This window comes from Streptomyces cucumeris (genome assembly GCF_024295805.1).
GTDB lineage: Bacteria > Actinomycetota > Actinomycetes > Streptomycetales > Streptomycetaceae > Streptomyces > Streptomyces cucumeris.
Genome location: NZ_JANCLX010000003.1, coordinates 394,875 through 416,213, shown reverse-complemented (window position 1 = coordinate 416,213; position 21,339 = coordinate 394,875). Strand labels below are relative to the sequence as shown.

Here is a 21,339-nt window from a genome sequence, read left to right as displayed (position 1 = left end):
GCATCTCAGGGGACGGGGCCTTCCTCCTGGTCGCCGTGCGCACGGGCGCGGGTCGCGAGGCGGTCGGCGAGTGCGATGACGAGGTCGCGCAGTTCGTCGGGGCGCTCGATGATGAACGGCCGGTCGAGGGCGGCGAGGAGCGGGGGCAGCCAGTCGAGTCGCTCCGCCCGTAGTTCCACGTGCCGCCAGCGCTCGGTCGCAGGGGCCGTGCCGGGTGCAGAGGCGGGGTCCTCCACGCTCGCGACGCCAGCCGGAAAGCGGGTGCGGATCTGCTCGACCGTTCCGTGGATCCGCAAGGTCACCTCGTGCCGGTACGCCGCGGTGGCGAACCCGGACAGGACACGCTGAGCCGGGTCCACTCCGGCGGGTGCCTCGAACGACCCGGGAAGGGTTCTGGCGTCCGTGATGCGGTCGAGCCGGAAGGTACGGTCCTCGTCCTCCCCGATCCCGGGATCCGTACCGGTGACGTACCACCGGCCCGAATGGGCCACGAGTCCGTACGGGTGCAGGGTGCGGTCGCTGCGGCGGCCGTCGCGGTCGGTGTACCTGATCGAGACCGGTCGGCGGTGACGCACCGCATCGGCGACGGTGAGCAGGACCCCGGCGTCGGGGGTGGCGAACTCGCCGGACGGTTCCGTGAAGGCGAGGGATTCCAGGACCGTGGCGAGCCGGCGGGCGAGGCGCTCGGGCAGTACCCGCCGGATCTTGGCCGCCGCCGTTTCGCTCGCGGTGGCTGTCGTCGTCATCAACCCCGTTCGGCGGCCGGCGACCAGTCCGAGCAGTACGGCGAGCGCCTCGTCGTCGCTGAGCATGAGCGGAGGTACGCGGTAGCCGGGGGCGAGGCGGTAGCCGCCGTAGCGGCCGCGCACCGCCTCGACGGGTACGTCGAGGTCGATCAGCTGGTCCACGTATCGCCGCACGGTGCGTCCGTCCACGCCGAGCCGGTCGGCGAGTTCGGCCATCGTCCGGGTGCCGCCCGACTGCAGCAGTTCCAGGAGCGTGAGCACGCGGCCGGTGGGTCGGGACATGTTCCGAGGCTAGCGCGAATACTGGACGGAATCTGTCCAGTATGTGTTCTAGCGTCCGAGGTGCAACGGCTCAACGCATCTCACGCATCCAGGGAGAGCATCATGGACTTCGTCTCGATCCGGGTCATCACCGGTGATGTCGCACGCCTCGTCTCGTTCTACGAGAAGGCCACCGGGGTCTCGGCGGCCTGGGCCACCGAGGACTTCGCCGAACTCAAGACGCCCGGCGCCACCCTCGCCATCGCGAGCACACGTACCGTCCCGCTGTTCGCGCCGGGCTCTTCCCGCCCGGCCGACAACCACAGCGTGATCATCGAGTTCCTGGTCGATGACGTGGACCGCGTGTACGAGAACCTGACCGGCTTCGTGTCCGACTTCGTCAACGAGCCGACCACGATGCCCTGGGGCAACCGGTCGCTGCTGTTCCGTGACCCTGACGGCAACCTCGTCAACTTCTTCACCCCGGTCACCCAGGCGGCCATGGAGAAGTTCGCCCGTTGAGACCGGGCGCACTCGCGGGCGGGATCAGGCGTTCTGCTGCTGCGGGTGCAGGTCGAGCGCGAAATGCGGGGCGAGCGCCCGGAGGAAGTCGGGGGCATCGAAGACCTCGCCGGCGGTGACGACGCCGACGGCCTTGGTGCGGCCGGTCAGGACGCGCTCGAGGGCCTCGGCGACGAGGGGTGCGGTGACGGCGTAGATGTCCTGGCCGGCGGCCGTGGCCCGGCGTTCGGCTCCGCCGGAGCGCACGACCACGTCGACGAGGAAGGTCTGGTCGGAGCGCCCGCTCTCGTCGGCGGCGGTCGGGGCCGGTGTGTGGGAATCCGCGATGTCGCGGACCGCCTCGGCGCTCATGTAGGTGGTCACCTCGGGGATGGACAGATGCTGGGGAACGGTGACGACGTCCGCCATCGTGAACTCCCCGATCACCTGCCGGGGGCCCATCGGTTCCGGGAAGGCCCACTCCAGGGTGGGCGCGGCGTCGGTGCGGCGCTCCCACTGTCCGCCGCTGTAGCGCAGGCGGTGGTCGCCGCGCCGCTCGCGGGAGACCGCGCCCGACAGCCGGGTGCCGGTGGTGGGGTGCCAGCTGCTGAGCCCGTAGACGATGTGGGCCTCGTCGGCCTCGGTCCAGTCGCCCATCGCCGCGGTGGCCAGCAGGTCGCCGAGGCCGCCGAAGAAGGCCATGGCCGGGACGATCACCGCGCCCGCCTCCCGGGCCCGCTCGCGGTAGTGGGCGAAGGTGTCGAGGTTGGCCTCGAGCTCGGCGGCCACGTCCAGGTAGGGGATGCCCGTGCGGAGCGCGGCCTCGATGACGGGGCCGGTGGTCGAGGCGAAGGGGCCGGCGCAGTTGATGACCGCCGCCGTGCCCGCCAGGGCCCGGTCCAGCGAAGCCGGGTCCTCGACCGATGCCACCCGGGCCTCCAGCCGGTGCTCGCGGGCCAGTTCCTCCAACGGCTGCGCGTTGCGCCCGGACAGCACCGGCACGAACCCACGCGCGGCAAGCTCCGCGACCACGAACCGCCCGGTGTGACCGTACGCGCCGAACACCGCCACCAGCTGACCTGACCCCATGACACTCTCCTGTGCACTCGAACGCCCGCCGCGATGTCGAGCCGCCGCGGTCTGACACCCACATCCTGTCCGTGCGGCGGCACCCCTCACGAGTGTCGGAAACGACATGCCGCGTACAGTTTCGGACATGGCTGCTGTCGCCCTCGCCGTCACCGACGGCATGCTCCACTACGAACTGTCCGTGGCCGTCGAGATCTTCGGATCCGACCTGACCCACATCGTGGATCCCTGGTACGACTTCACCCTCTGCGGAAGCGGTCCGGTACACGTCGGCCGTTTCCGTCTCGAACCCGACCACGGATTCGACCACCTCGCACAGGCGGACACGGTGATCGTCCCCGGCTGGGCCGACACCGACCGCGAACCGCCCGCCGAGCTGGTCGAGGCGGTACGTGCCGCCCATGAGGCCGGTGCCCGGGTGGCCTCGCTGTGCACGGGTGCCTTCGTCCTCGGCGCGGCGGGACTGCTCGACGGCAGGCGCGCCACCACGCACTGGGCCCACACCGATGAGCTGGCCCGGCGCCACCCGGCGGCCACCGTCGATCCGGACGTCCTCTACGTCGACAACGGCGACGTCCTCACCTCCGCGGGCAAGGCCGCCGCCATGGACCTGTGCCTGCACCTGGTCCGCCTCGACCACGGCTCGGCCGACGCCAACAAGATCGCCCGACGTCTGGTCATCCCACCCCATCGCGACGGCGGCCAGGCCCAGTTCATCGCCACCCCCCTCCCCGCCCCGGGCAGCAACCATCCGCTGGACGGGCTCTTCCCCTGGGCGCTGGAGCGGCTGGACCAACCGCTCACCGTGGAGGATCTGGCCCGCCAGGCCCGTATGAGCTCCCGCCACCTCGGCCGCCACTTCAAGCACCTCACCGGCACCACACCACTGCAATGGCTCCACGCCCAGCGCATCCGCCACGCCCAGGAGCTACTGGAGACCACCAACGCCACCGTGGACACCATTGCCGCCGCCACGGGCATGGGCACCGCCACCACCCTGCGCCGCCACTTCCACCGCAGCGTCGGCGTCCCGCCCGATGCCTACCGCCGCACCTTCCGCCCCTGAGGCGGCGGTAAATCCTAGAAAGAACCCCACTGTTCAAGCACCCCTCACATGTGTCGGCAACGTCCCGGGACACGCTGTCCGGAGTGTCCGCGGTGGCGGGCCCGCCAGGTGGCACGGCGATGCGGAATCCCGCGACACCGCAGGTCACGGCGGCGACGTTGCCGCGGATCGCGGTGGACGCGGGACGTCGTCACCCGGCGGGACGCGGTCGTGTGTACCTGATGAGCCGCTCCGGGTCACCGAGGCGAAGGCTGAACCGATGGGAATCAGTCACCATCATCCAGTTCGGCTCGCAGCTTGATGGCGAGGAATCGACCCTCCTGCGACACATGTCGCACGGCTGATTGGGGAATTCGCGATGACCGATGCACTGCCGGGTCGCGCCGTGAGGTCGTCGGTGTGGGTGGAGGAACGTCTGCCCGGCTACCACCGCTACCCGGCCGCACCGCCCGCGCGCTCTCATCTCGCCAGCCGGCATCGGCATGTCTTCCGTGTGCGCGCGGACGTCCTGGTCCGTCATGACGACCGCGATATCGAGTTCATGGATCTGGCGGAGGAGTTGCGGCAGTGGTGGGGCGCCGGGGAGCGGGAGTTGGGCTCGGCGTCATGCGAGGCCGTGGCGCGGGAGCTCGGCGACTACCTGATCGGCAAGGGACTGCCCGTGCTGGAGACCGCTGTGGCGGTGGTCGACGAGGGCGGAGCCAGGGTCACCTGGAGCGTCGCCGACTGAGTCGCGGTGCCTGCGCGACGGGTCGAGTACAGGTGGGCTCCCGTCGGCGTCGGTCCCGATGCACGTGCGCACCCCCACCACATCGCGGCCTCTCCGGCCGACTGACACCGTACGGAGGTGCGCATGACGCACTCGGTAACCGTTCGCCACAACTTCGAGACAGCTCATCGACTGCCCCATCTCGGCGGTAAGTGCACGAACCTCCACGGTCATTCCTGGTGGTGTGAGGTCACGGTGTCCGCACCGCGGACCGACCGCGGCACCGTGGCCGAGTTCGGCGACTTCAAAGCCGGGATCAGGACGTGGATCGACACATGGCTCGACCACGGCACCATGCTGGGTGCCGCTGACCCCCTCGTCGGCGCACTCGGCGAGGAGAAGTGCAAGATCTTCCGGTTCGGAGCGCAGGACGATCCCACCGATGCCGAGAAGCTGGCGGCGGATCTGACAGCTCCCACCGTGGAGAACGTTGCCGAGCTGGTGTTCCGCGTGGCCCGGGCAACCCTGGAATCGATCTCCCATGCCAGCGGTGCGTCGATCACCCAGGTCAAGGTGTCCGAAACACACGTCAATGCCGCGTCCTACCGACCCGTTCCGTAGGACGCGTAGGACGCGGCATGGACTTCGCATTCCATCCGAGGAGGGCACGATGACATCAGTCGCCAACGACCCAGTGGTGCAACTGGGTGCGGAGAGCGGGCTGTCGAACGGTATCGACGACGGGAACCGGCAGATCGAGACGCTCGTGCGTGAGCTGATCGGCTTGATCGGTGAGGATGTGGAACGGGAGGGTCTGAGAAAGACTCCTGAGCGGGTGCGCAAGGCGATGCAGTTCCTCACGGAGGGGTACGGCGTCAAGGTCTCCGACGTCATCGGGGACGCGATATTCGAGGAGGACACCCACAATCTGGTGGTCGTCCGCGACATCGAGTTCTACTCGCAGTGCGAGCACCACATGCTGCCGTTCTTCGGCCGCGCACACATCGCCTACCTCCCCACCGGAAGGGTTGTCGGGCTCTCCAAACTCCCGCGGCTGGTCGACATGTTCGCCCATCGCCTCCAGGTCCAGGAGCGCCTCACCGAACAGATCGCGGACGCGCTCGACGTGGCCCTCGCCCCGGCCGGTGTCGGAGTCGTCGTGGTCGCATCCCATATGTGCATGATGATGCGGGGTGTGGAGAAGCAGTGCTCGTCGACCTACACCTCCTCCTTCCGCGGGCTGCTGGAGACCGGCCCCGCACGCTCGGAATTCCTGCACCTGGTCGCTCCGGCCGGCGCGCGATATGAGCGGAGTTGAGATGTCGTATTCCGATGAGGACACCAGCCTCATGCGCATCGCGCTCGATCAGGCACACAGCGCCATCCGGGCCGACCAGTTGCCTTTCGGGGCCTGCGTCGTCGTGGCGGGGCAGGTCATCTCCGCCGCACACAACACGGTGTTCGCCGATCAGGACGTCACACGGCACGCCGAAGTCAACGCGCTCCGGGAAGCCTGCCGGGCGCTCGACCGGATCGACCTGGCCGGCGCGACGGTCTTCACCTCCTGTGAACCGTGCCCGATGTGTCTGGCCGCGTGCTTCTGGGCCGGTGTATCCCGGATCGTGTATGCGGCACGGGTGGCCGACGCCCAAGCCTGCGGCATCCGCCAATTGGCCAACGCCCCGGAGCATCTGACCGCACTCGCCGAAGCGGGGATCGAGATCATCGGCGATGTCCTGCGGGAAGAGGGACGGGCTGTCTTCGCCGGACTGGAGACCGTTCCCGTCTGCTGATGTCCGGACCAGGCAGGAACGGTGACGCAAGAACACCCACGCGCATGCTGACATGCTGAGGAGATCCCGCGCGCTATGAGCAGCACACTCCTTCCCCCGGACAGCCGCGGCCGGGAACTGTGGTGCGGCGAAGCCGGCTACGAGACCGCTCGGCGCGACGCGGTGTGGAACGCCCGAAAGCCCGACCGTGGCCCGGACCTCATCGTGCAGGCCGCATCGGAGCAGGATGTCAGCGCGGCGATGGACTACGCCCGCGGCCGGGGAATGAAGGTCGCGGTCCGGGCAGGTGGCCACAGTCTGTGGGGCTCGGCCTTGCGGGAGGGCGGGCTGCTCATCGACCTCTCCCGGATGCGTGAGGTCTCGATCGACCCGCGACAGCGCACGGCCACCCTGGAGCCCGGCGTCACGGCGCTGGACCTCGCCACGGCGCTGGCCGAGCACGGGCTGGCCTTTCCCGTGGGGCACTGCGCCACTGTGGCCCTCGGCGGGTATCTGCTCGCGGGCGGGCTGGGATGGAATCTCGGCACCTGGGGCCCCGCCTGTTCCAGTCTGGAATCACTGGAACTCGTCACCTCTGCAGGTGAGGTGGTCACTGCTGATGCCCACCACAACGCCGATCTGTTCTGGGCGGCCCGGGGGGCGGGAACCGGCTTCTTCGGTGTCGCGACCCGGTTCACGGTGCGGCTGTATCCCGCACCACCGGCCATCCGGACCAGTTCCACGGTCCATCCACTGACAGCGGCCCCGGCTGTGGGTGCCTGGCTCGACCGGGTCGCACCGGTCCTCCCGGACTCGGTGGAGCTACGGGTGCTGATACGCGCGAACGCCCCGGCCACCGGCTCCCTCGGCGGGACCGGCAGCCTCGAGGTCGGCGCCATCGCGTTCGGCGACTCGGCCGGCGAGGCCGACGGCTCACTCCACCAGGTCTTCCATCAGCTCATGGCCGAGACCGGGGCGGCCAGGGCCCCCAGCGCGACGACCACACTGCCCGGACTGCTCGACGCGAGTCCGCCACTCCTGCCGGACGGCCGACGCTACAGCGGAGACGCGCTGTGGTCCGACGCACCCGTAGGGGATCTCCTCCACCACATCGCCCGGGCGGCAGCCGACGCGCCATCCGATGAGTCGGTCATCCTCGTCTGCCCCTCGCCACCGTCCCTCCACGGCGGTCGCCTGCCCGACGCCGCCTTCTCGATGGCCGGGAAGACTCTGGTCCTGCCGTATGCGATCTGGGCCGACGAGACCGCCGACCAGCGGAACCGAGAGTGGCTGAGCGCCCTCACCACCACCCTCGGACCCCTCGCCCACGGCCACTACGTGGGTGAGGCCGATCTCGATCGCGACCCGTCGCGCAGTGTCCGCTCCTTCGCGTCGGCGAACTGGGAGAGGCTGCAAGCCCTGCGGGCCGTACACGACCCGCAGGGCATCTTCCACTCGTTCCCCGGATCGGACGGGCAGCCCCGGCAACGACCGGCCAACATCCCGTCATCATGGGAGACTTGAGGCACGACAAGCCCCGACATATACGTCCAGTCGTGCGTGGTCTTCAAGAGGGCCTGGAGCAGGGGAACAGGAAGGCGCTGATGTATGGCTGCCCACCGGTCGGCTGAGAAGCCGCACCCTCATCCGGAACACCGACAGCCGACCGGGGGCGGCAGGCCGTCGGGGTCCGCCGGCCTGGCCCCGGCGCCGCGTGCGTGGCTCGGGATGATCGCGGCTCTGGCCGCGCTGGTGGTCGTCGTGCTCGGGGTGCTGTTCGCCGGGCAGAGCGAGCCCGGCACGGTGGACCGGTGGATCGTCGAGCCGACGGCGGACAGTGTGCGCGGGCCGTGGCGGAACGTCGCGCTGGCGATGGACTTCTGGGGGGAGCCCGCCGGGGCGGCGATGCTGGTGCCGGCCGCCGTGGCGGGCTGTCTGCTGCTGCGGCGTCCTCGCGCGGCGGTGTTCATCGTCGGCGCCGTCGGGATGGCCGTGGGGGCGACCACACTGCTCAAGCATCTGATGGGGCGCACCATCCACGGCGACGACAACCTGTCCTACCCGAGCGGGCACACCGCCTTCCTCACCGCGCTCGCCCTCGCGGTGGCGCTGCTCGCCACCGGCCGGTTCGGCCTCGGCAGGGTGGCCGGCACATCACTGGTGCTCGCCGTCGCGCTGGTGGCCGGTGCCGCGATGGGATGGGCGCAGGTCGCCCTGGGGGCGCACTACCCGACCGACGTCCTCGGCGGCTGGTGCACCGCGCTGGCGGTGGTACCGGCCACCGCGTGGGTGGTCGACCGGGTCGCCGACGACGTTCGGTGGGAGGGCCGCTGACATCGCCTCAGGCCAGTCGGCGGAAGACCGGCCTCACCGGCCGTCCGCCCAGCCACGGCGTGGGGTCGGCGGCGTCCAGCGCCTTCCGGTACACCGCACACGCTTGGGCCACCACATCGACGGTGTGGTCGATGTCGGCGTCGTCGAGCGCGCTGCTCACCACGAACGACGGGGCCAGCACCCCGCCCGCGAGGAGTTGTCGCAGGAACAGGGTGCGGTAGTGCTGTGACGGCTGCCGGTTCTCGTCGAGGGTGGCGAAGACCAGGTTGCTGGCCCGGCCCCGGACGACGATGTGGTCGCCGACGCCCATACTGGCCGCGGCGTCGCGCACACCGGCCGCCAGCCGTTCGCCGAGGGTGTGCAGCCGCGCGGTGATGCCCTCCTCGGCATACGTGGTCTGCACGGCCATCGCGGCGGCCAGCGAGTGCGTTTCCGCGCCGTGCGTGGTGGACAGCAGGAACACCCGCTCGCCGGAGTGGCGCAGCCCGCCCCGCTCCATCAGATCGCGCCGTCCGGCCAGCGCGGAGACGGCGAATCCGTTGCCCAGCGCCTTGCCGAACGTGGAGAGGTCGGGGACGGCGCCGTACAGGCCCTGCGCGCCCGCCTCGGACCAGCGGAAGCCGGTGATCATCTCATCGAAGATCAGTACGCACCCGTGCCGGTCGGCCAGCTCACGCAGGCCCGCGAGATACCCGGGCGGCGGCTCGGTGTGGGTGGCGGGTTCGAGGATCAGGCAGGCGATCTCCCCGGCGTACCGGGTGAGCAGTTCCTCCGTGGCGGTCAGGTCCCCGTAGGGGAACGTCACGGTGAGTTCGCCGGTCGCCGCCGGAATGCCCGCGGACATCGGCGTGGTGCCGATGAACCAGTCGTCGACGGAGAAGAACGGATGGTCGGCGCAGAGGGCCACCCGCGGGCGCCCGGTGGCGGCGCGGGCGAGGCGCACCGCGGCGGTGGTGGCGTCGGAGCCGTTCTTCGCGAACTTCACCATCTCGGCGGTCGGCACCGTGGCCAGGAAACGTTCCGCGGCCTCGACCTCCATGATGGACGGCCGGACGAAGTTGCTGCCGCGGTCGAGTTCCCGCCGCACCGCCTCGGTCACGCGTGGGTGGGCGTGGCCGAGGCTGACCGACCGCAGGCCGGAGCCGTACTCGATATAGCGGTTGCCGTCGATGTCCCACACATGAGCGCCGCGGCCGTGGCTGATGACGGGGGCGAGGTTCTCCGGGTACTGGTCGTCGCCCTTGGCGTAGGTGTGCGCGCCCCCGGGGATCAGGGCGTGCAGCCGCTCGTTGGCCGCCTTCGACCGGGGCAGCCCGAACTCTTCGGTGTCCACGCTCACGTCAGCTCTCTTTCTGCTTCAGGGCCTCGGCGAGGCGCGGAGCCTCCCGGTCCCGCCGCGACATCGAGACGGCCGGCAGCGGCCACGCGATGGCGAGTTCCGGGTCGTCGAAGGCGATCGTCACATCCTCGGCCGGATCGTGCGGGCGGTCGATCCGGTACGAGGTGTCGGCGGTGTCGGTCAGCGCCTGGAAGCCGTGTGCGCAGCCCGCCGGGATGTACAGGGTCTTCTGCGTCTCACCGGACAGCTCGAAGGTCGCGACGTTGCGGTACGTCGGTGAGTCCGGCCGCAGATCGATGACGACGTCGAAGATCTGTCCGTACGAGCAGCGCACCAGCTTGGCCTCACCCGCGCCGGAGCGCAGATGCAGACCGCGCAGTACGCCCCGGACCGAGCGCGACACGCTGTCCTGGACGAAGGCGTCCGGGTCCAGGCCCACCGAGCGGACCACGTCGGCGTCGAAGGTGCGGCAGAAGAAGCCGCGTTCGTCGGCGTACGGGGTCGGTTCGAAGAGGTACGCGCCGGAGATCTCCGGGATCGCGGTCGCTTTCATGATGTCTCCTGCCGGGCGTGTGCGTGTGCGTGTGCTTGGGCGGCCTTCGGGAAGAGTGCCTTGGTCAAGGCGGTGAAGTGGTGCTCGAGTTGGCGGGTGACGGCCGCGTTCCGCTCGCTGAGGGTCCGCCGCAGCTCGGCCGATCGCTTCTCCAGCGCCCGGAATTGCTCCAGCAGCCGGTCGGCGTCGACCTCGCGGGCCGGGTGGCAGTAGGTGTCCAGCCCCATCCGGGCCATGAGCGAGTCGCTCTTCGCCGCGTAGGTGAGGGCGAGCGTGGGTGTGCCGGTCTTCAGCGCACAGATCAGGTTGTGGTACCGGGTCGCCACCACGGTGTCCGCAGCGGCCATCTCCGTCATCAGGTCGGCCAGCGAGGCCGCCTCGGCAGCGGTGACCAGCGGCGAGTCCACCGCGTCGAGGATGGCGGCGACGACCGTGGCATCGCATGCGTCACCGGTGAGCAGCCGGACCGGCCTTCCCTCCTCGGCCAGCGCGCGGACGAAGCGGATCGTGCCGTCGAGATAGCGGCGGTGGATCTCCTCGGCACGGGCGCGGTCGTCGTTGCCACCGTGGAAGTCCATGACACCGACACAGACCAGGCCCGGCGGGCCCGAGGGCGCCCCCGCCGGTGACGTCGGCAGGGCGAACGCGAGGTCCGGGTGGACCTCGTCGCGCGCGGTGTCCACGCCCATCTCCCGCATCGCGTCACGGGACAGGGTGTCCCGGTACGACCGGTACGCGGCCAGCCGCGCGGACCGGCGCACCAGGGCCCGGGTCGCCCGGTCGCGGATCGCGGCGGCGCCGACGCCGACCAGCGCGACCTTGGTGCCGAACAGCCGGCCGGACGCGCAGAGCAGGAACAGCGCGTACGGGAAGCCCCACGGCCGCAGCGGCAGCGTGGCCTCCAGGACGCCCATGCCCGGCACGATCACGACGTCGTGCCTGCGCACCCAGGCCGCGGTGCGGACCGCGTCGACCAGCTTGCCCAGTCCCTTCCCCGCGATCGAGCCCGCACGGGACGCGGTCCGGTACTCCCCGCGGTACCAGTGCAGCCGGGTCGCGGGGATCCCGTACCGGGCCGTGACGACCTCGGGTCCGCCGCACAGCGCGTCCACGATCGCGTCCGGGTGCTCGGCGCGCAGATACCCGAGCACGGCTTCCAGCGATCCGTCGTTGCCGAGGTTGCCGGAGCCGAGCAGGCCGAACACCCCGACGCGTACGGGGGGTCTCATGGTCGCCGCCCCTCACGTCCCGCGACGAGGTCGTCGACGGAGACGGTGAGCCGGTCCGGATCGACCGGGGCGCGGTCCTCGACCCGCTCACCGGCGCCCGGCCGGACCCGGCTCGTCATCCAGTCGCCCAGGTGGCGGTAGCACGCGCGCCGGTCGGCCGCGGACAACGGCGCCCGCCGGATCGCCGAGACGAAGCCCAGGACATACTCGGCGAGCAGCCGGGGCGTCGGATGCAGCGCGCCCGCCCGGCGCGGATCCAGATTGACGCACCGGGAACGCTTGGAAGGGTTCGCCCGCTCGGCGCGGGTGGGGTGGTCGCGGCGGAAGTACAGCAGCTCCGGCACCTGATGGAAGGGGCCCTGGAGGACGAGCTGGGCGACGAACGTGCGGTCCGCGTGGTGGTAGCTGTCATGCGGCCGCACCCGGCGCAGCATGTCGGCACGCATCACCCCGTAGAAGTCGTCGCCACCGGGCTCGAACAGGAAGCTGCGGAAACGCTCCGGAGCGTCGGGCGAGGCGGTGGCGAGCTTGTACTCGTAGGGGACCTTGACCTGTCCTTCGCCGTCGATGACCGCCTGGTCGGAGTGGGCGAGGACGATCTCCGGCCGTTCGTCCAGCGCCTCCACACAGCGGCGCAGCAGGTCCCGGGCGTAGAGGTCGTCGTGCGAGGCCCACTTGAACAACTCGCCGCGGCACCGGGTGAAGACGTAGTTGTGGTTCGGCGCGGCGCCGATGTTCCGGGTCAGCCGCAGGTAGCGGATACGCGAGTCCTGCGCGACGTACTTGCGGCAGATCTCCTCGGTCCCGTCGGTCGAGGCGTTGTCGGAGATGACCAGCTCGAAGTCCTCGTAGGTCTGCCCGAGGAGGGCGTCGAGCGACTCCGCGAGGTACTCCTCGCCGTTGTACACGGGCAGGCCGATGCTCAGCCTGGGTCGGGCGGTCATGGCGTCCTCACTTCGGGAATGGAGTCCTGGTGGTGCCCGCGCAGGGCGGAGCGGAGCTGGAGCCACCACACGGCGGAGCCGGTGAGGGTCGCGGTGGCGACGCCCCAGGCCGAGCCGACCGTGCCGGCCAGGGCCGCGCCGCCGAGCCCGCCCGCCACGTAGCAGGCGGACGCGAAGAGCTGGCAGCGCAGACTGCGCCGGGCCGCGGCGAGCGCGCGCAGCCCGGCCGCCGCGCCGGTGCCGAGGCCGGCGCCCGCGACACCGAGGGTGACCGGCACGATGAGCTGGGCGGCGGACGTCCAGACGTCGCCGAGCACAAGCTCACCGAGCCGGTCCGGCATCAGCAGCAGCGCCCCGCCCCAGAGCAGCGCGGCGACGGCCTGCCCGCCTCCCAGCAGGAAGCAGAATCTGCCCAGGCGGTCCGGGGCCTGCCGCAGCACCCGTGCCGCCTCCGCGACGGTGACCAGCGAGAGGCCCATCAGCACGGCGAGGAACGGGCCGAGCAGCAGCTCGGCACCCCGGACCGCACCCACCGCGCCGACCCCGGCGATCGCGCCGAGCCCGTACGCACGCAGCTGGCTCGCGCCGCTGAGGCTGACGTTCTCGACGAGGTACCGGTAGCCGAGGTCGCGCTGCTCGCGGAGCCATACGCGGGCCTGGGCCGTGCGGGGCAGGATGCCGGACTGGACGTAGCCGTACCCCGCGGCCACCGTGGCGGACGCGCCCCAGGCGAGCACGAAGGCGGCCACGCTGCCCACCCGGGCCGCCACCACCATGGCCGGGACGAGCGCGACGCCCCACACGAGGTCGTTGACGAACGCCTTCTTCCCCGTGCCCGCGGCGAAGAACGCGTACCGCCAGGCGTCCTGGAGCAGCAGTCCCGGCAGCATGACGCCGAGACAGGCGAACGCGGGCCCGACCTGGCCGCCGAGGGCGAGGCCGGCCACCAGACACCCCGCGCCGATCGCGGCACCGACGCCGAGCGCGGTGCCCGACGACCGGGCCACCGCCCCGCGCCAGGCCGTGTCCGGCACACCGCTGAAGCGCACCACGAGCGGGTCGGTGGCCAGGCCCCGGGAGACGTTGAGCACCACGCCGTAGGTCACCCAGGCGAGGCTGAACACGCCGAACGCGGTCACCCCCAGCGAGCGGGCCACGTAGATCCCCACCGCGAAGTTGCTGATGCTGGAGGCCGCCTGGTCGGCCAGGCCCCAGGAAAGACGGCCGGCGAAGGCCCGCCGGGTGGATCCCGCCGGTGCCGTCGCCCTCTCCTCCTCGGTGGTCATCCGCGTCATGCCTTGATCAGACCGGCGCCGTGCAGGGCGTCGGCCGCGGCGGCGACGGTGTCGAACGGCAGCCCGGACCGCTCGGCCACGTCCAGCAGACCGTGCTCGCCGTCGGAGAGGCTGAGCACCCAGAGCATGGCCATCTGGGCCTGCTTCGCGTCGCTGCGGCCACCAAGGGAGTCGTACAACCCGCGCCGCCCCAACTGCGGTTCGCCGTACGGGCTGAGATTGACGTACCGCCGGTTGCGGTCGAGTACCGCGAACGCCTCGCGGCAGACGGCGAGCGTGTCCGCCATCGCCTCCGGGGAGACGAAGTCCGGGTTGTCCGCCGAGGTGTGGTACTCGGGGTACCCGGCGTACGGGGTCCGGCTGAGCGACCCCACACCGAGGTCGAACCCGGGGGAGCAGTACTGCCGCTCGTCGTAGCCGTACGGGGTGAACTCGTCCACGCGGTGCGGGCGTTCGGACGCGGCGAGCACATACTGCAGCACCCGGTCGATCTCCGCGTCGCCGCGTCTGCTCCGCTTGTACGTCAGATGGCCCGTATCGCCGGCGCAGGCCAGCACCAGCCCGTGCTTGACCTGCTCGATCCGCTCGGCGTTGCGGGCCAGCCAGGTGATCGCCCCGATGGTGCCGGGCGCGTAGATGAACCGGTAGGTGTAGTACGGCGTCTCCCGCGCCAGCGCACGGGCCAGGAACGTGGCCACCGCGATACCGGCCAGGTTGTCGTTGGCCAGCGACGGGTGGCAGACATGGCAGGAGACGATCACCTCGTCGGGGACCTGACCGGGGATCACATGCTCGGCATAGGTGAGGTGGCCGTCGGCGAGCGTGGAGTCGATCCGCACCTCGTAGTCCCCGTCCGGCAGCGCGTCCAGGGTCTCCTGGGCCAGACAGAACCCCCACTGGGGTGTGTAGTAGCTGGTGCGGTACGGCACCAGCGACGGCTGGTCCGGAAGGGTGTGCAGATGGGCGCGCAGCTCGGTGAGCGGCATGGTCCGCGCCACCGGCACGCTGTAGCCGAGCACATGCAGACTGGACGCCCGGAAGTCGACGACCCGGTGGCCCGTGGAGTCGGCGATGTACGCGTCCCGGATGTTCCACTCCTGCGGGACCGTCCAGTCCAGCACCTGGGTCCCGGTCGGCACCTCGTGCATCCGCAGCGGGACATACTCGCCGACGATCTCCAGGGTGGCGCGCACCCCGTCGCCGGTGATGCTCCGGCACAGCGGGTACAGCCGCTCCACCAGTGCGTGCATCTCCTCGCCGACCGCCGTCACCGGCGCCACCGCAGGGTGTCGTCGACGGCGCCGGACCCGGACGCCGCGCGCAGCACGGCCAGCCGGGTGAAGCGTTGCTCGAAGTCCTCCCGGGTCAGACCGAACTTCCGGTAGGCGTCGGCGAGTTCGAGTGCGCCCCGTTTCACCGTCCACTCGCATTCGAACCCGGGTATCGCGGCGCGGAACCGGGAGAAGTCCACCCGGTACGAGCGCGGATCGGCACCGGTCTCCCCGGTGATCACCACCTTCGCCCCGGACACCGCCTCGGCGACCTGTTCGGCGATCTCGGCGACCGTGACGTTGTTGGTCTCGCTGCCGATGTTGAACGCCCGGTCGTGCACGGCTTCCCGCGGCGCGGTCAGCGCGGCCGTGAAGGCCCGGGCGATATCGGCGGCGTGCACCAGCGGGCGCCAGGGGGTGCCGTCGGAGAGCACCAGCACCTCGCCGGACAGCAGCGCGTGGCCCACCAGGTTGTTCAGCACGATGTCGGCGCGCAGCCTGGGGGAGTGGCCGAAGGCGGTGGCGTTGCGCATGTACACCGGGGTGAAGTCACCGTCGGCCAGGGCGTGCAGATCGTCCTCCACCCGCACCTTGGACTCCGCGTACGGCGTCACCGGGCGCAGCGGGGCGTCCTCGGCCACCAGGTCGTCCCCGCCGGCGGCGCCGTACACCGAGCAGGTCGACGCGTACAGGAAGCGCCGCACCCCGGCGTCGCGGGCGAGCCGGGCCAGCCGTACGGACGCCCGGTGGTTGATGTCGTAGGTGAGCTCCGGCGCCAGCGATCCCAGCGGGTCGTTGGAGAGCGCGGCCAGATGGATCACGGCGTCCACCCCGGCCACGTGGTCGGCCGTGACATCACGCAGGTCCACCCGGTGCCCGGAGGGGTCCGCGGGTGACGGGCCGAGGACGCAGTCGGCGAACAGTCCGGCGTCGAGACCGACGACCTCGTGTTCGGCGGCCATGAGGACCGGGGCCATCACGGTGCCCAGATAGCCCTGGTGTCCGGTGAGCAGTACGCGCAAGGTTCAATCCCCCAGGTCGAGAGCGAGGTCGAGAGTGAGTTTGGTGACGGCGAACGCCTCGGCGTAGCGCTCCTGGCATTCGATACCGCGGATCCGTGCGAGACCGAGGAAGGCTTCCCGGTCGTACCAGGGCCGGTGCCGCTGCGAGGGGTAGTGCTCCTGCAGCAGCCGCACCTTCTCCTCCGCGGTCCGAGGTGACAGCGGCTGGTAGGCCACCGGACGGCCGAGATCGCCGTCCCATTTGACGATCTCGTAGCCGAGCACCAGGTGGTCGCGGAACGCGGTGGGCAGCAGCCGCGCCAGGCCGCGGTGGTCCTGGTGGGCGTCATCGGTGCGCGGGGCGAGGATCAGATCCGGTTCGGTCCGCCCGCGCAGTTCCTCGACCGCGGCCTTGGCCTCCTCCCAGTGCGCGGGGATCCGGCCGTCCGGCAGCTTGAGGACGGTCAGCCGCAGGTCGGCACCCGGGCAGAAGGCGGTGAGCGCTGCCCGCTCCTCCTGCTCCCGGTCGGTGCCACCGCCGGAGAGCACCAGCGCGTCGACGCGGATGCCCGGCCGTGCGCGGCACATCGCGAGCAGGGTGCCGCCCGCGCCGATGGCGATGTCGTCGCAGTGCGCGCCCACCGCGACGATCCGGTCCGGGCGCCCGGCGCCGAGCCGGATCACGCCCGCGCCCCGGCGGTGTCCCGCTCCCACACGGCCCACGGGCGGTCGCCCCGGGCGTAGGCGTGGTCGAGCGCGGCCCGTTCCTTCACGGTGTCGGTCGGCTTCCAGAAGCCGCGGTGCTGATGTGCCACCAGCCGCCCCTGCTTGGCCAGTCCGCCACATCCGTCGGCGACCAGGTCCCCGTTCTCCGGTATGTGGTCGAAGACCTCCTGGCGGAGCACGAAGTAGCCGCCGTTCTCCCACAGCGGCAGTTCGCTCACCGCGGTGATGCCCCCCACCAGGCCGTCCTCGCCCAGCTCCACGCAGTGGAACGAGGACTGCGGCGGCACCACCATCATCGACGCCCCGGCGTCGCGCCAGGCGAACCGGTCGATCATCTCCGGCAGCGGGGCGTCGGTGAGCACATCGGCGTAGTTGGCGAGGAACATCTCGTCGCCGTCCAGATGGTGCCGCACCCGGCGCAGCCGCTCGCCGATCGGTGACTCGATACCGGTCTGCGCGAACGTGATCGTCCAGTCCGAGATATCGGTGGACAGCAGCTCGGTCCGGCCGCCGCGCAGCACGAAGTCGTTGGACGTCGTCTCCTCGTAGTGGAGGAAGAAGTCCTTGATGTGATGGGCCCCGTACCCCAGGCACAGGATGAACTCGGTGTGCCCGAAGTGCGCGTAGTAGCGCATGACATGCCAGATCAGCGGCCGCGGGCCGACCATGGCCATCGGCTTGGGCACATCGTCCGCGGCACCGCTGCGCATCCGCATCCCGTAACCGCCGCAGAACAGTACGACCTTCATCGCTCGACCTCGACAATGCTCAGTTCCGGGATGGGGAAGACCAGCCGGCCGCCCCACTCGTGCACGAAGGACAGCTGCTCGACCAGCTCGTCCCGCAGGTTCCACGGGAGGACGAGGACGTAGTCCGGCCGGTCGGCGGCTATCCGCTCGGGCGGCAGGATCGGGATACGGGTGCCCGGGGTGAACCTGCCGTGCTTGTAGGGGTTGCGGTCGACGGTGTACCGGAGCAGATCGGGCCGGATACCGCAGTGGTTGAGCAGGGTGTTGCCTTTGCCGGGGGCGCCGTAGCCGACGACCGTCTCGCCGCGCTCGGCCGCGGTGATGAGGAACTTCAGCAGGTTCCGGCGCACCGTGGCCACCCGGGCGGAGAACTCGGTGTACCCGGACAGCTCCTGGAGCCCGGCGGCCTTCTCCCGGCCCAGCACATCGGCCACCGCCTGCGTCGGCTCACCGGCCACCTCGGCCGGCCGGGCCCACAGCCGGATGGAACCGCCGTGCGTGGGCAACAGCTCGACGTCCACGAGCGTGAGCCCGCCGCTGGCCAGCGCCCGGATCGCGGACGCGACCGTGTAGTACTGGAAGTGCTCGTGGTAGATGGTGTCGTACTGGTTCTCCTCGATCAGGGTCAGCAGATGCTGCACCTCGATGGAGACCCAGCCGTCGTCGGCGACCAGGGCGCGCAGCCCCTGGGTGAACCCGACCACGTCGGGGATGTGCGCGTACACGTTGTTGGCCACGACCAGGTCCGCCGGGCCGTGCTCGGCGCGTACGGCCGAGCCGGTGTCGGGGCTCAGGAACTCCGTGAGCGTGGGCACACCCGCGTCCCGCGCCGCGGCGCCGACGTTCACCGACGGCTCGATGCCCAGACAGCGGATCCCCCGGTCCACCACATGCCTCAGCAGATACCCGTCGTTGCTCGCGACCTCGACCACGAAGGCGTCGTCGCCCAGGCCCACCCGCTGTACGGCGTCGGCCACGAACGTGCGCGCGTGCTCCACCCAGGAGGTCGAGTACGAGGAGAAGTACGCGTACTCCTTGAACGTCTCCTCCGGCGTGATCAGCGGCGGGATCTGCGCCAGCCAGCAGTCGGTGCAGACCCGCAGGTGCAGCGGGTACGCGGGCTCCGGCTGGTCGAGTCGGTCCGCGGCGAGAAAGCTCTCACACGGCGGCGTCGCCCCCAGATCGACGACGCTGGTCATCGCTTCCGAGCCGCAGAGTCGGCATCGTGTCATCTACGTGTCCCCATCCCCCCGCCCGCGCGGGTGTCCCCGCCGCGAGCCAGTGTGTGTCGTCCCCTACCGGCGGCGGGCTGTCCCCGCCTCGCCGGACCGCCCCGCGATCGCGGTGCGGTACCCCTCCACCAGGCGTTCCAGCCCGACGGCCGGGCTGAAGCCCTGCTCGTACCGGCTCCGGGCCGCCCGGCCCATCTCCCGGTTGCGGTCCTGATCGGCCGCGATCCGGCGTATGCAGGACGCGAGCGAGGCGGCCTCGCCCGGCCGGTGCAGCAGCCCGGTCCTCCCGTCCTCGACAAGTTCGGTGAAGGCGCCGTGACCGGCGGCGACGGCCGGGACCCCCGCCGCCATCGCCTCCACGACCACCAGGCCGAACGCCTCCAGCCACGTCGAGGGAGCCACCACGGCCACCGACCTGGCGAGGGCCTTCCGGGTCTCCGCCGTGTCGTACAGGCCGGCGTAGCGCACATCGTCCCGGCCCGCCGCCCAGGCGGTCACCTCCCGCTCCAGCGGCCCCGCCCCGGCGATCACGAGCGGCACCCCCACACCGCCGCCCGCCGCGATCTCGTCCCACGCGGCCATGAGCAGCCGCACCCCCTTGGCCTCCGCGAGCCGGCCCAGATAGAGCAGATGCTCACCGGCGCCCGTGCGGCGGTCCTCCGGGTCCGGCACGAAGTTGTGCTTCACCGCCAGCCGCTCGGCCGGCATACCGGACCGCACCAGGACGTCGCGCTGCGCCGCGGAGATGCAGAAGAACCGGTCCACACCGGACCACCACCGCCGCCGGTTGACCGACAGGCTGACCGCGAGCGGCACCGTCGCGAGGCGGGAGCTCCGGTAGCAGCCGTGCCGGACGGCGGGCAGCGGCGCCCGCCCGACGCACTCGGTGCACGGCCGGCCATCGCGCTGCAGTGTGCCGGGCGGACAGACCTGGGTGTAGTTGTGCAGGGTGGCGACGGTGGGCACACCGGCGTCGGCGCAGGCGGCCAGCACCGCGGGCGACAGCAGCGGGAAGACGTTGTGCACATGGACCACATCCGGCCGCTCGGTGCGCAGCCGGGCGGCGAGTTCCGCGCGGACCGCCGGGTTCCATGGCACCAGCAGCGGTACCGCGACCTTGCCCGGCAGGGACCGGGCGCCGATGTCGTCGCTGCGCCGCTCGAACACCTCCACCCGGTGGCCGGCTCCGCGCAGCAGCGCCACCTCCTGGTCGACGACCTTGTTCTCACCGCTCGGCTGCGCCGAGCCGTACCGGTTGTGCACCACGAGGACGTGCATGTCAGATCACCTCCGATCTGCGAGCCCACTTGGGGACGCGTGGCCGGGGAACGTCGGGCGTCGAGGAGGGAGTTGCCGCGGCGGGTGCCGCGAGCAGCGAGGCGGCCACGGCCAGATGCAGCAGATACGGCGAGGCGTCGCCCAGACCGGCCTCGGTGTACGACGCGATCGCGCAGTAGCTGATCAGGAAGATCGCGCAGGCCCTCGACAGTGACGGCGGCCGCAGCAGCGCGACCCCGCCCAGCACGATGATGATCGCCGCCACCAGGACGACACCGGTCATGCCCTGCTCGTTGTAGACGGCCAGCCAGCTGTTGTCGATCGGCAGCCCGCCGAACGACTTGTCGCCCAGGCCCATGCCGAACAGATACTCCGAGGTCGTCCGGGGGGCCGCCAGCAGGGCGTCCCAGACCTTGGCCCGGCCGGTGAGGCTGGTGAAGTTCTCCTGGCTCTGTCCGCGCAGGAACCACGCCCGCAGCGCGGAGGCGAACCCCACCGCGACCACGGCGGCGCACACCACCGCCCAGACGAAGAACCGGCGGGCGGCCGCGCTGGTCAGGACGAGCGAGCCGATCGCCAGCGTCAGCCCGATGAACAGTCCGAGCGTGGCCGTCCGGGTGTGGGTCAGCGCGAGCAGGACGAGTGACGGCACGATGACCACCACCGCGCTGGTCCGGTCGGTCCGGCGGCCCAGGACGAGCAGTACGGTGAGCCCGATGATCACCGCGGCGTACTGTCCGATCTGCGGCGGGGTGAGTGGCCACAGCGCGCCGACCAGCCGCCCGCCGTAGAGCTCCGGCATCGCGGCGCCCGGTGAGATGAGCGCGCCCGCGGCCACCGACCCGAGGACCACGAAGTACATCCGGATGTGGTGCCGGACGAACGTCAGGCTCCCGTCCCACCAGCGGCTGAGCAGCCACAGTGTGGCGATGAAGAGGGCCAGCCGGCCGCAGCGGAACAGCGCGCCGAACCCGGATGCCATGTTCGCGCTGGCGATCAGGCTCGGCACCAGCAGCAGGGTGAGCAGGAGCACATAGGCGCTGGCCCGGATGCGCAGCCGGAGATTGACCGCGAGTGCCAGCGCGAACGCGGCGGCCAGCGCGCCCATGGTGGCCATCTGGATGAGGGAGCGGGGGAGGGGGATGATGGTCTCCGCCCCGGCGGAGCCGAGCGTATTGAGGATCAACAGCCCCCAGGCCGTTCCGACGATCTTCGACGGGTGGCCGGTGGTGCCCGTGCTCATC

General features: G+C 71.1%; 22 protein-coding genes. 8 read left to right on the top strand and 14 right to left on the bottom strand.

Features of this window, described 5'->3' with window-relative positions; genetic code table 11:
- Positions 1–5 precede the first annotated feature (5 nt).
- Positions 6–1,028 (bottom strand): helix-turn-helix transcriptional regulator, encoded by a 1,023-nt coding sequence (locus NMK44_RS06930; protein ID WP_254739408.1) that lies wholly within the window; start codon positions 1,026–1,028, stop codon positions 6–8.
- 102 nt (positions 1,029–1,130) lie between these two features.
- Here NMK44_RS06930 and NMK44_RS06925 point away from each other — a divergent pair, with 102 nt between their 5' ends.
- Positions 1,131–1,529 (top strand): VOC family protein, encoded by a 399-nt coding sequence (locus NMK44_RS06925; protein ID WP_254739406.1) that lies wholly within the window; start codon positions 1,131–1,133, stop codon positions 1,527–1,529.
- A 24-nt stretch (positions 1,530–1,553) separates the two neighbouring features.
- Here NMK44_RS06925 and NMK44_RS06920 read toward each other — a convergent pair whose 3' ends face one another.
- Positions 1,554–2,597: a saccharopine dehydrogenase family protein gene (locus NMK44_RS06920; RefSeq protein WP_254739404.1), complete on the bottom strand. Its 1,044-nt coding sequence runs from the start codon at positions 2,595–2,597 to the stop codon at positions 1,554–1,556.
- A 127-nt stretch (positions 2,598–2,724) separates the two neighbouring features.
- Here NMK44_RS06920 and NMK44_RS06915 point away from each other — a divergent pair, with 127 nt between their 5' ends.
- The 7 genes from NMK44_RS06915 (at position 2,725) to NMK44_RS06885 (ending at position 8,478) form a co-directional block, all read left to right on the top strand.
- Complete coding sequence (locus tag NMK44_RS06915) at positions 2,725–3,663, top strand: helix-turn-helix domain-containing protein (protein ID WP_254739402.1); 939 nt, start codon at positions 2,725–2,727, stop codon at positions 3,661–3,663.
- 358 nt (positions 3,664–4,021) lie between these two features.
- Positions 4,022–4,393 (top strand): hypothetical protein, encoded by a 372-nt coding sequence (locus tag NMK44_RS06910; RefSeq protein WP_254739400.1) that lies wholly within the window; start codon positions 4,022–4,024, stop codon positions 4,391–4,393.
- 123 nt (positions 4,394–4,516) lie between these two features.
- Positions 4,517–4,993, top strand: a complete 477-nt coding sequence (locus tag NMK44_RS06905; protein ID WP_254739398.1) for a 6-pyruvoyl trahydropterin synthase family protein — start codon at positions 4,517–4,519, stop codon at positions 4,991–4,993.
- Between the two features lie 49 nt (positions 4,994–5,042).
- Positions 5,043–5,690 carry a GTP cyclohydrolase I FolE gene (folE, locus tag NMK44_RS06900; RefSeq protein WP_254739396.1) on the top strand — a complete coding sequence of 216 codons (648 nt, stop codon included), beginning with the start codon at positions 5,043–5,045 and terminating at the stop codon, positions 5,688–5,690.
- Between the two features lies 1 nt (position 5,691).
- Positions 5,692–6,165 (top strand): nucleoside deaminase, encoded by a 474-nt coding sequence (locus tag NMK44_RS06895; protein WP_254739394.1) that lies wholly within the window; start codon positions 5,692–5,694, stop codon positions 6,163–6,165.
- A gap of 75 nt (positions 6,166–6,240) precedes the next feature.
- A complete protein-coding gene (locus tag NMK44_RS06890) occupies positions 6,241–7,668 on the top strand; it encodes an FAD-binding oxidoreductase (RefSeq protein WP_254739392.1) in 1,428 nt (475 codons plus the stop codon).
- A 204-nt stretch (positions 7,669–7,872) separates the two neighbouring features.
- Positions 7,873–8,478, top strand: coding sequence for a phosphatase PAP2 family protein (locus NMK44_RS06885; protein WP_254739390.1), 606 nt, complete (start codon positions 7,873–7,875; stop codon positions 8,476–8,478).
- Between the two features lie 7 nt (positions 8,479–8,485).
- Here NMK44_RS06885 and NMK44_RS06880 read toward each other — a convergent pair whose 3' ends face one another.
- The 12 genes from NMK44_RS06880 to NMK44_RS06825 all read right to left on the bottom strand — a co-directional run bounded on the left by NMK44_RS06880 (position 8,486) and on the right by NMK44_RS06825 (position 21,338).
- Positions 8,486–9,811, bottom strand: a complete 1,326-nt coding sequence (locus tag NMK44_RS06880; protein WP_254739487.1) for a glutamate-1-semialdehyde 2,1-aminomutase — start codon at positions 9,809–9,811, stop codon at positions 8,486–8,488.
- A 7-nt stretch (positions 9,812–9,818) separates the two neighbouring features.
- Positions 9,819–10,370, bottom strand: coding sequence for a dTDP-4-dehydrorhamnose 3,5-epimerase (gene rfbC, locus NMK44_RS06875; protein WP_254739388.1), 552 nt, complete (start codon positions 10,368–10,370; stop codon positions 9,819–9,821).
- Positions 10,367–11,599 (bottom strand): polysaccharide pyruvyl transferase family protein, encoded by a 1,233-nt coding sequence (locus NMK44_RS06870; RefSeq protein WP_254739386.1) that lies wholly within the window; start codon positions 11,597–11,599, stop codon positions 10,367–10,369. Before NMK44_RS06870 ends, rfbC begins: the two co-directional genes overlap by 4 nt.
- Positions 11,596–12,543, bottom strand: a complete 948-nt coding sequence (locus NMK44_RS06865) for a glycosyltransferase family 2 protein (RefSeq protein WP_254739384.1) — start codon at positions 12,541–12,543, stop codon at positions 11,596–11,598. Before NMK44_RS06865 ends, NMK44_RS06870 begins: the two co-directional genes overlap by 4 nt.
- Positions 12,540–13,838, bottom strand: coding sequence for an MATE family efflux transporter (locus NMK44_RS06860; protein WP_374215243.1), 1,299 nt, complete (start codon positions 13,836–13,838; stop codon positions 12,540–12,542). The genes NMK44_RS06865 and NMK44_RS06860 overlap by 4 nt, the downstream gene beginning before the upstream one ends.
- Positions 13,835–15,118: a DUF4910 domain-containing protein gene (locus tag NMK44_RS06855; protein ID WP_254739382.1), complete on the bottom strand. Its 1,284-nt coding sequence runs from the start codon at positions 15,116–15,118 to the stop codon at positions 13,835–13,837. Before NMK44_RS06855 ends, NMK44_RS06860 begins: the two co-directional genes overlap by 4 nt.
- Positions 15,106–16,131 (bottom strand): NAD-dependent epimerase/dehydratase family protein, encoded by a 1,026-nt coding sequence (locus tag NMK44_RS06850; protein ID WP_254739380.1) that lies wholly within the window; start codon positions 16,129–16,131, stop codon positions 15,106–15,108. The genes NMK44_RS06855 and NMK44_RS06850 overlap by 13 nt, the downstream gene beginning before the upstream one ends.
- Positions 16,132–16,134: 3 nt before the next feature.
- The gene (locus tag NMK44_RS06845) at positions 16,135–16,794 is read right to left on the bottom strand and encodes a PIG-L deacetylase family protein (RefSeq protein WP_254739378.1); all 660 of its coding nucleotides are present in this window, start codon (positions 16,792–16,794) and stop codon (positions 16,135–16,137) included.
- A complete protein-coding gene (locus NMK44_RS06840; protein WP_254739376.1) occupies positions 16,791–17,585 on the bottom strand; it encodes a glycosyltransferase family protein in 795 nt (264 codons plus the stop codon). Before NMK44_RS06840 ends, NMK44_RS06845 begins: the two co-directional genes overlap by 4 nt.
- On the bottom strand, positions 17,582–18,817 hold the full coding sequence (locus NMK44_RS06835) for a class I SAM-dependent methyltransferase (protein WP_254739374.1): 1,236 nt from the start codon (positions 18,815–18,817) through the stop codon (positions 17,582–17,584). The genes NMK44_RS06840 and NMK44_RS06835 overlap by 4 nt, the downstream gene beginning before the upstream one ends.
- Before the next feature lie 63 nt (positions 18,818–18,880).
- Positions 18,881–20,095: a glycosyltransferase gene (locus NMK44_RS06830; RefSeq protein WP_254739372.1), complete on the bottom strand. Its 1,215-nt coding sequence runs from the start codon at positions 20,093–20,095 to the stop codon at positions 18,881–18,883.
- 1 nt (position 20,096) lies between these two features.
- Positions 20,097–21,338: an O-antigen ligase domain-containing protein gene (locus tag NMK44_RS06825; RefSeq protein WP_254739370.1), complete on the bottom strand. Its 1,242-nt coding sequence runs from the start codon at positions 21,336–21,338 to the stop codon at positions 20,097–20,099.
- Between the last annotated feature and the right edge of the window lies 1 nt (position 21,339).